The sequence below is a fragment of the Kitasatospora sp. NPDC059803 genome, assembly GCF_042732255.1.
Taxonomy (GTDB): Bacteria; Actinomycetota; Actinomycetes; order Streptomycetales; family Streptomycetaceae; genus Kitasatospora.
This window is the reverse complement of sequence record NZ_JBHWIJ010000012.1, coordinates 50995-61240: the sequence shown is the minus strand read 5'-3', so window position 1 is coordinate 61240 and position 10246 is coordinate 50995. Positions and strand designations below refer to the sequence as shown.

General features: G+C 71.5%; 10 protein-coding genes. 2 read left to right on the top strand and 8 right to left on the bottom strand.

The window, feature by feature from the left end:
- The 3 genes from ACFV6I_RS03700 to ACFV6I_RS03690 all read right to left on the bottom strand — a co-directional run.
- Positions 1 to 915: phosphatase PAP2 family protein (locus tag ACFV6I_RS03700; protein ID WP_380423465.1), on the bottom strand; the 915-nt coding region annotated here is incomplete at its 3' end.
- A 142-nt stretch (positions 916 to 1057) separates the two neighbouring features.
- Complete coding sequence (locus ACFV6I_RS03695; protein ID WP_380372325.1) at positions 1058 to 1720, bottom strand: response regulator; 663 nt, start codon at positions 1718 to 1720, stop codon at positions 1058 to 1060.
- Positions 1717 to 3012: a sensor histidine kinase gene (locus ACFV6I_RS03690; protein WP_380423464.1), complete on the bottom strand. Its 1296-nt coding sequence runs from the start codon at positions 3010 to 3012 to the stop codon at positions 1717 to 1719. Before ACFV6I_RS03690 ends, ACFV6I_RS03695 begins: the two co-directional genes overlap by 4 nt.
- Positions 3013 to 3283: 271 nt before the next feature.
- On the opposite strand from ACFV6I_RS03690, the gene ACFV6I_RS03685 reads away from it, so the two are divergent.
- A complete protein-coding gene (locus ACFV6I_RS03685) occupies positions 3284 to 4783 on the top strand; it encodes an alpha/beta hydrolase family protein (RefSeq protein WP_380423467.1) in 1500 nt (499 codons plus the stop codon).
- 111 nt (positions 4784 to 4894) lie between these two features.
- On the opposite strand, the gene ACFV6I_RS03680 is transcribed toward ACFV6I_RS03685, so the two are convergent.
- Positions 4895 to 5383 carry an SRPBCC family protein gene (locus ACFV6I_RS03680; RefSeq protein WP_380423463.1) on the bottom strand — a complete coding sequence of 163 codons (489 nt, stop codon included), beginning with the start codon at positions 5381 to 5383 and terminating at the stop codon, positions 4895 to 4897.
- Positions 5384 to 5446: 63 nt separating this feature from the next.
- Between ACFV6I_RS03680 and ACFV6I_RS03675 the strand changes: the two genes are divergently transcribed.
- On the top strand, positions 5447 to 6118 hold the full coding sequence (locus ACFV6I_RS03675) for a TetR/AcrR family transcriptional regulator (protein ID WP_380372338.1): 672 nt from the start codon (positions 5447 to 5449) through the stop codon (positions 6116 to 6118).
- Positions 6119 to 6246: 128 nt separating this feature from the next.
- Here the strand turns inward: ACFV6I_RS03675 and ACFV6I_RS03670 are convergent, their stop codons facing one another.
- The 4 genes from ACFV6I_RS03670 to ACFV6I_RS03655 form a co-directional block, all read right to left on the bottom strand.
- On the bottom strand, positions 6247 to 7179 hold the full coding sequence (locus ACFV6I_RS03670) for a chitinase (protein ID WP_380372340.1): 933 nt from the start codon (positions 7177 to 7179) through the stop codon (positions 6247 to 6249).
- Positions 7180 to 7351: 172 nt separating this feature from the next.
- On the bottom strand, positions 7352 to 7777 hold the full coding sequence (locus ACFV6I_RS03665; RefSeq protein WP_380423462.1) for a VOC family protein: 426 nt from the start codon (positions 7775 to 7777) through the stop codon (positions 7352 to 7354).
- A gap of 76 nt (positions 7778 to 7853) precedes the next feature.
- The gene (locus ACFV6I_RS03660) at positions 7854 to 8723 is read right to left on the bottom strand and encodes a HEAT repeat domain-containing protein (protein ID WP_380423461.1); all 870 of its coding nucleotides are present in this window, start codon (positions 8721 to 8723) and stop codon (positions 7854 to 7856) included.
- 249 nt (positions 8724 to 8972) lie between these two features.
- Positions 8973 to 9839 (bottom strand): LLM class flavin-dependent oxidoreductase, encoded by an 867-nt coding sequence (locus ACFV6I_RS03655; RefSeq protein ID WP_380423460.1) that lies wholly within the window; start codon positions 9837 to 9839, stop codon positions 8973 to 8975.
- Positions 9840 to 10246: the final 407 nt, after the last annotated feature.

Here is a 10246-nt window from a genome sequence, read left to right as displayed (position 1 = left end):
GCCCACGGCCGGCCGCGTTCGACGCCCGACGCGGGCAGGTCCCGCCACCACGGTGCACCAGACCAGGGCCGCGCACAGGAAGGCCGCCGCCGCGAAGATCAGCGGTCCCGTGACGGAGTCGTCCCGCGCGCCGGCGGCGAGCGCGGCGGCCGCCGACAGGACGAGGGCGACGGCCGGCAGAGCCCGGGGGCTGCGCGCGACGCCCGGTGCGGCGGAGGCCGGCAGCAGCCAGAGCGCGAGGCCGTAACAGGCGCAGCCCAGCAGCGCGGCCCCCAGCACGTCGCTGGGCCGGTGGTGGTAGAGCGCCTGCACGGCACCGGCGGTGACGGTGAGCCACAGCATGCCGACCGCGGTGACGTAGGGGCGCAGGCGCGGGGAGGCGACGAGGGCGGCGCCGAGGACCAGCCCGATGGGGACGGCCGCGTGCCCACTGGGGAAGCTCACCTCGGTGAGCATGGCGGGCGCGTTCACCAGATCGGGGCGGGGCAGGACCATCTTGCTGCACACCTCGGTGCCCCCGAACGTGCCCAGGACGACCCCGATCGCCGCGCAGCCCTGCCACCAGCACCGCCGCACCAGGGCGACGACCACGATCACGGCCATCCCCACGACCAGGGTGGGCAGGGCGGTGAACTCCAGTGGGGGCATGGCCGCCGAGTCGAAGGTCGACCCCGACCAGTCGTAGATCCACGCCGGTTCGCCGCCGTTCCCGTTCATCAGGGAGTTCTCCCCCCGCTGCCCGAACGGGGTCCAGACGGCGAGCAGGTAGACCGCCGCGAACCCCAGGGCGCACAGCAAGGCCGGCAGCCACGGCCGTATCGACCGCGAAGGTCCCCCTCCGGCCGGGGTTCCCGGGGCCCGACCGGAGGCGTCCGGCCCGGGTGCGGGCAGGGCCTGGTGATCTTGCTGAGTCATCACTGTCTTTCTGCTCGGAACTCAGGGAGCCGCGGGCCCTGGTCGTAGACGACTTGGTTTGAACGGGGACGCCGATGACGACGTCACGGTTCCCGTCCCGACACCGGACCCGGGGCGGGCGGCGGCGAGGCGCTCGGCGGCGTCATGCGGGGTGGATGAGGCGGCTCTCGTAGGCGAAGACCACCGCCTGTATCCGGTCGCGGAGTTCGAGCTTGTGCAGGATTCGCCCCAGATGGGACTTCACGGTCGCCTCCGCGAGGTACAGGGCGGCCGCGATCTCGGAGTTGGACAGGCCGCAGCCCACCTGGACGAGCACCTCGCGTTCACGGGCGCTGAGTCGGCCCAGCCGATCGTCGGGGTCGGCGCTGCTGCCGTCGGGAATGTGCGGGCGCAGGTGCTCCAGCAGGCGGCGGGTGATCCGCGGGGACACCACCGCGTCGCCCGCGGCGACGCTGCGTATCGCGGTGAGCAGTTCCTCGGGCCTGGTGTTCTTCAGCAGGAAGCCCGAGGCTCCGGCGCCGAGCCCGGCGAAGGCGTATTCGTCCAGGTCGAAGGTGGTGAGGATCAGCACTCTGCTCTGCGGGGAGATCCGGATGACCTGCCGGGTCGCCTCGATCCCGTCGATCCCGGGCATCCGGACGTCCATGAGGACGACATCGGGGCGCAGCTCCCGGGCGAGGCGGATGGCCTGGGCGCCGTCCGCGGCTTCGCCGACCGGTGCCATGTCGGGCTGGGCCTCCAGGACCGTGCTGAAGGCCATCCGGAGCAGCGCTTCGTCGTCGGCGATCAGGATGCGGATCGTCATGCGGACGCCGCTCCGCTGCTGTCGAGGAGGAGGCGGGTGTGGACTCCCCAGCCGCCACCCGGAAGCGGTCCGGCCCGCAACGTCCCCCCGTAGGCGGCCGAGCGCTCGCGCATGCCGGGGATGCCGTGGCCGGACGGTGTGGCGCCGGGATGGGGCGGGCGGGGGCCGCTGTCGGTGACGTCCACGGTGACGGTCCCGGTCGAGCACCGTATCCGGACCGTCGCACGTGTGCCGGCGGGTGTGTGCTTGAGGGTGTTGGTCAAGGCTTCCTGTACCAGGCGGTAGACGGTCAGTTGTGCGGTGGCGGGTATGTGGGTGTGGCCGCCCTGGACCTCGATGCGGGTCGGCAGCCCGGCGGCGCACATCTGGTCGGCGAGGGCCTCCAGTTGGGCGATGCCGGGTAGCGGGTGGCGTTCCGCGTCCGGTTCGTCGGTCCGCAGGATGCCCAGCGAGCGCCGCATGTCGGTCAGGGCCTGCCGGCCCGTCTCGGAGATCTGGAGCATCGCGGTGGTGGCCTTGTCGGGCGACCGGTGCTGCGCGTAGACGGCGGCGTCGGTGAGCGCGACCATGACGGACAGGTTGTGGGTGACGATGTCGTGCATCTCCCGGGTGATACGTGTCCTCTCCTCGGCGACGGCCAGTCGCGCCTGCTGTTCCTGTTGCTGCTCCAGGCGTGCGGCCCGTTCCTCCAGGGCCGCGAGGTAGGCGCGCGTGGTCCGCACGTTCACACCCAGGACGGCGGCGGCGACGACCATCGCGGTGACCGCGACGAAGGGGGTCAGGAATGCGCCTTCCGTCGCCCAGCGCAGGCAGGCCAGCAGGGCCCCTGCCTCCACGACGGCACCGGCGACGAGTGTGCCGCGCCGGCCCGAGTTCGCGGCTGCCGTGTAGAGGGCCACCAACAGGCAGACGTCCGCCGGGAGTTGGACGTCTGTCAGCCACTGGACGAAGGCCGCGGCTGCCACGGTGCCGAACACCGTGAGCGGGGCCCGGCGCCGCCACAGCAGGGGCAGCGCGAGAGCGACGGTGAGGGCGACGGCCACCGGCAGCTCGTGCGGCGCGTGGGTGGTCACGATGTTGAGCAGGAGAAGCGTCGGCAGCAGCGCGTCCCACACCATGGGCGGCAGCCGGGAGCACCGGCGCCCGGCGGCTGTCACCAGTCGCGCCGCTCGTGCGGAGGCCAGGTCGGCGTACCTCGTCAGCCGAAGGGTCGTCCTCGCCCACCGCACCGGCGTCAACGCCCGCACCCGGTCCCGGTAGGCATCGCCGGGTTCCGCGGCCGCCTCGCTCATCACACGTCCCTGTCGATTCGGCGTCATGGTGGCCCCGACCGGGGCCGCCACCGCGTGCAGGCGGCCCTGTCACGGTAGGGCGCGGGCCCCAGGGAGCACATGCGTCCACCGTCTGATGGCACCGTGCCGAGGTACGACCGCAGGAGGAGTCCCGCTACCTCCCGTGGTCGTAGGGCGGCCGCCGATCCGGCGTGCCCGATTGCCACTCCGGTCGCACCGGGAGCTGCCACGGATTGCGACCCCGGTGGCACACGACGGCGACCCGGGATCGATGTGGCAGCGCATACCCGGCGCCGAATATGGCCTGGTGACCGAGATCATCACGGGGCTGTACATGTCCCCCCTGGAAATCCTTGTCCTGCTGGGCGCCGTCGCACTGGTGGTGGCGCGCTGGCTTCCCCCCTCCGCCCGCCCACACGTCACGATCGCGGCGGGGGCGGTTCTCGTCCTGTCCGCGATCCTGCTGAGCGTGGCGGGGATCCGCTGGCAGATGCTGCCGGTCCTGGCAGGCGCCGCCTTCGCGTTGCCGTTCGCCCTCTCCCCCCTGCTGCGGCCGCTGCGACGCCGTCCCGGCCGGCCCGCGTGGCGGGCCCGCTGGTGGCTGGCGCTGCCGGGGTCGGTGGCCTGCGTCGGCCTGATCGCCACGGGCCCGGCGGCCGCCTGGGCCCTTCCCGTACCCGAGTTCCCCACCCCGTCAGGCGACTTCGCGGTCGGCACCCGCGTGGTCCAGTGGACCGACCCGCACCGCCCCGAGACCTTCACGGCCGATCCGGACGACCGGCGCACGGTCGTGGTCCAGCTCTGGTACCCCGCGCAGAAGAGCCCCGCCGGCGCGCAGCGGGCCCAGTACCTCGGACGCACGGAGCACGAGGCCCGCACCGTCTCCGACGCCCTCGCCCGCCAGGTCGGCCTGCCGGGTTTCCTGGTCGACGGTGTTCCGCGTGCCCACACCCATTCTGTATTCGACGCCCCGGTGGACGGCGGGCGGGGGCGGTTCCCCGTCGTCCTGTTCTCTCCCGGGTCGGGCGGAGTACGCACCCAGAACACCGCCTGGGCGGAGGAACTGGCCAGCCACGGCTACGTGGTCGCCGCCCTCGACCACCCGTACGACTCCGCCGCCGTCGTCCTCTCCGACGGCCGGACGATCACCACCGAGACCACCTCCACCGGCGACCCGGACCAGGACGAGAAACTGGCGGCCGACTGGACAGCGATTCGGGCCGCCGACCTCGGATTCGTCCTCACCCAGCTGGACGGTCTGGACCGGGGGGAGACCGCCGACCCGCTGAGCGGACACCTGGACACCGGTCGGGCCGCGGTGGCCGGACACTCCATGGGTGGCGCCGCCGCCCTCCAGGCAGCCCGGCAGGACCGCCGCTTCCACGCCGTCATCGATCTGGACGGCTACCCCCACGGCCCCACCTCCCCCGCCCTCGACCAGCCGACGCTCGCGCTCACCCAGGCCGTCACCCCGGCAACCGACCCGCGCTACCTGCCCCGCCTCACCGAGGCGCTCAAGTCCAGCACCGCGACGAGCTACCGGCTCACCATCCCCGGCGCCGCACATCTCACGTTCATGGACGGCCCCCTGTATCTGCCGCCCGTGCCCTCGATCGTCGGTTCCCTGGGCCGTGCCGAGAGCCCGCGCGTCGTCGCCGCGGCCACCCTCGCCTTCCTGGACGCCACGCTGCGAGACAAGCCCGGCGACCTGGCCGGCGTTCTGCCGGCCTACGGCAACCTCAGCGTCCACCGCCCGGACAGCAGCCGCTGACCAGCTGTTCCGGGGCACGTACGCCTGCCGGACGAGGACGATGAGATCAGACGAGATCATCGGCCGGAGGGCCGCGCTCGAAACCGCCGGCAGGCGGCCCCGTGTCGTTGTTCACCTGTGTGCGAACGCGCGGAGCAGGCGTACGTACGGGGTCCAGCGGGCCGGGCGGGCCACCGTGCCCGTGCAGGCGAGCTCGGCGCGGTCCAGGCCGTCCTCCAGGCAGGCGTCGTGCATCGGGCGCCAGGCCGCCGGCCAGGTCAGGCGCTCCAGGCCGCCGGCCTTCATCGCGAGGGTGTGTCGCAGCACGGTGCGTTCTTCGTCGACGGGCAGCACCGTGAACTCGTGGAAGCCGTGGAATCCGCGCGGCCCGCTGAAGGTGAAGCGGACCCAGACCCCGGGCACGTACGCGGTGACCGTGTAGCGGACCGGGCCGTGGCCGCCGGTCGCGCCGACCGCCAGTGGGCGGTCGAACTCCATCGCGGGCCAGTTCGGGTGCGCCCAGAGCCGGTCCGCCGGGCCGCCTGACAGGCTGTCGACGAGCGCGCCCACCTCGCTCGCCTTGGCGGCCAGCAGGCGCTCGTGCACGTTGTAGACGCCCATGCGTCCTCCCCTCCAGATTATTAGAGACCAGCCTCTAATAATCTGGAGGGTACCCTCTGATTCATGGCGAGACCACCCCGATTCGACACCGACCAGATCCTCGACGCCGCCGTCCGGCTGGCCGCCTCCGCCGGGCCGGCCGGCGTGACCATGTCCGCCGTCGCCCAGGCGATCGGCGCGCCGAGCGGGTCCATGTACCACCGCTTCCCCGGCCGTACGGCCCTGCTCGCCGAGGTGTGGCTGCGGACCGTGGAGCGCTTCCAGGAGGGGCACTTCGCCGCACTCGGCAGCGCCCCCGACCCCCACCCGGCCGCCCGCGCGGCCGCCCGGCACGTCATCTCCTGGAGCCGCGCCCACCCGCAGGAAGCCTCGCTCCTCCTCTACGGCGCCGAGGAGTTCGGCCGCGCCGGCTGGTCCGAGGAACACAAGGAGCGCGCGGACCTCGGCAACCGACGCGTGCTCGACTCCATCGGCTCCCTCGCCGAAACCCTCGGCGCGGCGGGCCCCCAGGACCACGAGCGCATCACCCTGGCCCTGATCGACCTGCCGCTGTCCGTGGTCCGCCGCCATCTGCGCGCCGGACAGCCGCTGCCACCGCACGCGGAAGACCTCACCGAGGAATGCACGACGGCTCTGCTGGCTGTCGCCCAGCCCGTCGCCGCGGGGGCCGGGAAGGCCTCGTCACGCCCCGTCAACACGGCCACCACCCGATCGGACACCGACAACGAGGCATGACCCGCCTCCGATGAGGTGTCCGGCATCCCCGGCTTCAGGGCACCGGCCGGGACGGCACCGGCCCCCTTCGCGCGGAAGCGAAGGGGGCCGGATGTCACGAGGCCTGAGAACTGCGCGGAGCTACACCGTCAGGCCTTGGCCACCGAGGCGACGAGCGCCTGACGGACGGCACAGTACCAACTAGCAGGACCAGTAGGGCAGTTGGGGCCGTCGACGTTGCGGGAGAGCGCGTATTCCCAACCGGCGGCACCGGCGAAGTCCGGGTACTTGTCGGCGAGAGCGCGCAGGGTCCGTTGGAGGACCGGCATGTCGACGTAGCCCTCGCAGTCCAGGTTGTCGTTGGTGATGCCGGCGGCGACGACCTTGGACGCGGGGAACTGGTTCCGGATGACCGCGTCGTAGTCGGCGGTGTCGGCGAGGCTGCCGTTGCCGCAGTAGAACTGGGTGTTGTACCAGCGGATCAGGGGGCCGACCTGCTTTTCGAGCGTGCGGTAGTCGAGGAAGGGGAGGTTGCTGCCCTCGGGCATGGTGAGCTCGCCGGGCCCCGGGGCAAGGGTGATCAGGAAGTCCGGCCCGAAGTCGGAGCGCAGCTGACGGATGAGCCTCTCGGCGGTCGCCTCGTGGAACGCTTCCTCGACGTCGAGGTCGATGCCGTCCAGCCGGTACGTCCTGAGGGCGTCGCGGACGGGCGGGTAGTACGTGCCGAAGTCCTTGTCGAGCAGCCCGTACGTCCCCTGCGCGGCGCCGCCGAGGAGAGCGGTGACCTTGACGCCCTTCGCCTGCACCGAGGCGATGTCACGCCACATCGGGACGTACTTGGCCGCGGAGGGCGGGTCGTCGTTCAGGGTGAGGATCGGGTACTGGGCGGGATCGTTGAGGTGGAACGCGGCCACCTCCACCACGTCCGCGTGGCCGATCAGGGGCACCGGGGAGACGTACTGGCTGCCGGGGTCACCCGTGGTCGTGCCGGTCTGGTAGAACGCGACGACGTGACGGCTCGCCGACGCCTTCGCCGCGGGAGAGGTGCCTCGCACCCCGTCCGGGTGTCCGTGACTGCTCATGGGCGGGTTCCTCCTGAGTGCTCGGCCACAGCCCTGCTGTGGGTCAGCAGGAAGCGTGCCGCCCCGCCCGGGAAGGTCGTACGCATTCCCACCACGCGTCCCGGAATTCCACTCCGCCAGCCCCGTACCACCGCCGCCGCCCATCGGCCCGTCCCGCCGACTCGGAGGAGGCTCAGTCGACGCAGAACTCGTTGCCCTCGACGTCCTGCATCACGATGCACGAATCGTGGCCGTCATAGAGCAGTCGCACGCGTACCGCGCCGAGCGCGACCAGCCGGGTGCACTCGGCTTCGAGCGTGGCGAGGCGCTCCTCGCCCACGAGCCCGGTGCCGACCCGCACGTCGAGGTGCAGCCGGTTCTTGACGACCTTGCCCTCGGGAACGCGCTGGAAGAACAGCCGCGGGCCCACACCTGAGGGGTCGATGCAGGCGGACCACGAACCCCGGTCCTCGGCAGGCTGGGAGCGGTCGTACTCGTCCCAGGTGGCGAACCCCTTCGGCGACGGCGATTCGTACCCCAGCACCTCGCACCAGAAGCGGGCGACCCGCCGGGGTTCCGCGCAGTCGAAGGTGACTTGGAACTTCTTGATCAATGACATAAGCGCACCATAACAGGGGGTCTCTTGCTCATCTCCCGTCAGGAATAAGCATGCTGACGCGAAGCCGGAACCTCGGCTAGCCGATCCGGCGACGGGACTGGACAACGAGCAGGACGGCCCCCTCAGGAACTTCGTCGTCCACCGCGATCCGGACCTCCGTGACCGTGCCGGGCCAGTCCGCGATCAGCTCCTGGCAGATCGCGTCGTTCTCCAGGACCGCCATGAGTTCGCCGCCCCGGACCGTCTGACCGGGCTCCACCAGAACCTCGGCCACGCACCACGGCACGCCCATCACGGCCTGCGCGGTGAACACCGCCGGCCCCAGCTCGCGCCAGGCCGGCGGTACCAGCGGCCCGCCGATGCGCTGCTCGACCTGGTCGAGGGCTGCTCCGGCGCACCTGGCGAACGAGGAGTCGTCCGCCAGGTGCTCGCGCAGCAACGGCCCGACCGCACGGACGTCACCCAGCCGCGCCAGCGTGTCCACCGCTTCGGACCGCGTCTCGGGATCCGCCAGGCACGCGGCGACGGCCTCGGTGTGATCGGCCGAACCGTTCTCGGCCAGACCCCGCAACGCTCGACGGCGGTACTCCGGGCTACGGGTGCGCAGTTGGCGTTCCAGGAACGGCAGGGCTCGCGGATCCTTGATGTACTCCAGCGTCTCCATGAGTGCCGATTCCTGCGCAGGGTCCTCCGCAACCTCGTCGAAGAAGGTGTCCGGGAAGGCACGGGCAAGGTGTATCTGCGCTTCCAAGGGGCGCCGGTAGTCGTCCCGGTCGCGGCGCACGATCTCCGCCATGTCCCAGCCCGGCTCGGCCCGGCCCGCCCGAATGGCGAGGAGCCGACGAAGACTCGCCGGCCCCGCTGCCAGCAGGCCGTCGAGGGCGCGGTCGTCCCCATACAGGTAGTCCGTGAGGAGGCCGTCGATCGCCTCGTGTGCCAGGTCCATGGGGAGTCGGCCAGCTTTCAGTGGAGCAGCGGGTCAGGGTGGGCACCTTCTCCGCCGGACGGCGCCGCCCGGTTGCTCAACTATCGTTCATTGCGGGGGCACTTCCCGACAAACCAAGAAGGACGTCGAACCGGCCGACGACTCCGACTGCGGACGTGATGGCGGACCCGCGACAGGGCCCGCCACCGGTGAAGCGCCGCTTCGGCGAGGGAGAACCGGGAGCCACGGAGCCGCGCAGCCGCGGACGTGCTAGCCGAACGACGTGGTGACGGTGTGGTGGAGGCGGGCGATCTCGGCTTCCCAGTCGGGGACCGCGCGGGCGGGGACCAGGATGACGTGTTCGACGCCGACATCCGCGAACTCGGCCAGGCGCTCGCGCAACGCCCGGTCGCCGCCGACGGCATAGACGTCGCGGCTGGTGCAGCCCTGCTTGTGGGCCGAGACCTCGGCGTCCAGCTCGCGCCGGAGCTCGGGGGTGTCGATGGCGGGCGGCACGTAGACGAGCTGCACCGCGCGGGTGATGTGCTCGGTGCGGCCGAGGCGCTGCTGCTCCTCGTCCAGGACCTTCAGGCGCCGGCGGTACTCGGCGGGGGTGATGAACGCGGGGACCCAGCCGTCCGCGAGGGCGGCGACGCGCCGTACGGTCCTCTCCCGGCCTCCGCCCAGCCAGACGGGCGGCACCCCGGCCGGGCCGCTGCCGCTGGCTTCCCCGGCGGACTCCCCGACGAGGCGGCGGAGACGGCGGAGGATGTCCTCCAGGGCGGCGGCCGCCTCGGCGGGGTCCCGGATGAGGGCCTCGCGGGGGCCGCCGATGCCGAGCTGGGCGACGAACCGGCCGTTGGACCGCCGGTACAGGTCGGTCAGTTCGCGGACCACGGCGGAGGGTTCCAGGCCGGCGGCGACCAGGACGTGCGGACCGAACACCAGGGCGGACGTCCGGTGGGCCACTTCCCGTGCCAGCTCGAGCGGCGGGGGCATGTCGTCCCCGTTGTTGTTGTAGAACCAGAACGAATCGAATCCGTACTGCTCCACCGCTTCGAGCAATTTCCACAAGTGGTCCCGCTTCACGTCATGGCGCAACGAGGTACCGAAACAGAAGCCGAATTGCAGACCCATGAGACCTCCCTGTCGAGATATTGCCTGCGGGGCACGGCCGCCTGCCGGGCAGGCGGTCGATGAATTGGCGAGAGCCAGCTGAATACCGACTTCAGGTCCGTGATCCACAGGATTTCCCGCTCCTGCCGGACCCTTTCGAACCGTGTCGAAATAAGGGGTGTCCGCTCGTCGCACGCACTCGATGACGCGGATCCGGTGCACCTTCGCCTGGAACGTACCACAGGGGTCAAGCCTTCGAGAAGTACGCCAATCCTGACCCGGGGCTGGTTTACCGAGCCATATAACATCCTTTAACCAACCTTCGCAAGGTCCACAGGTTTCACCCAAATCAACGGTGCGATTCGCCCCAAAGTGCACCCTGGCACCGGCCCCGAGGCGGCAGGAGCGCCGGCGGAAGCGCCGGATCC

Coding starts and splice junctions, on each gene's coding strand:
- ACFV6I_RS03685 (WP_380423467.1), top strand. CDS start 3,284: ATGTGGCAGCGCATACCCGGCGCCGAATATGGCCTGGTGACCGAGATC.
- ACFV6I_RS03690 (WP_380423464.1), bottom strand. CDS start 3,012: ATGAGCGAGGCGGCCGCGGAACCCGGCGATGCCTACCGGGACCGGGTG.
- ACFV6I_RS03655 (WP_380423460.1), bottom strand. CDS start 9,839: ATGGGTCTGCAATTCGGCTTCTGTTTCGGTACCTCGTTGCGCCATGAC.
- ACFV6I_RS03670 (WP_380372340.1), bottom strand. CDS start 7,179: ATGAGCAGTCACGGACACCCGGACGGGGTGCGAGGCACCTCTCCCGCG.
- ACFV6I_RS03675 (WP_380372338.1), top strand. CDS start 5,447: ATGGCGAGACCACCCCGATTCGACACCGACCAGATCCTCGACGCCGCC.
- ACFV6I_RS03680 (WP_380423463.1), bottom strand. CDS start 5,383: ATGGGCGTCTACAACGTGCACGAGCGCCTGCTGGCCGCCAAGGCGAGC.
- ACFV6I_RS03695 (WP_380372325.1), bottom strand. CDS start 1,720: ATGACGATCCGCATCCTGATCGCCGACGACGAAGCGCTGCTCCGGATG.
- ACFV6I_RS03660 (WP_380423461.1), bottom strand. CDS start 8,723: ATGGACCTGGCACACGAGGCGATCGACGGCCTCCTCACGGACTACCTG.
- ACFV6I_RS03665 (WP_380423462.1), bottom strand. CDS start 7,777: ATGTCATTGATCAAGAAGTTCCAAGTCACCTTCGACTGCGCGGAACCC.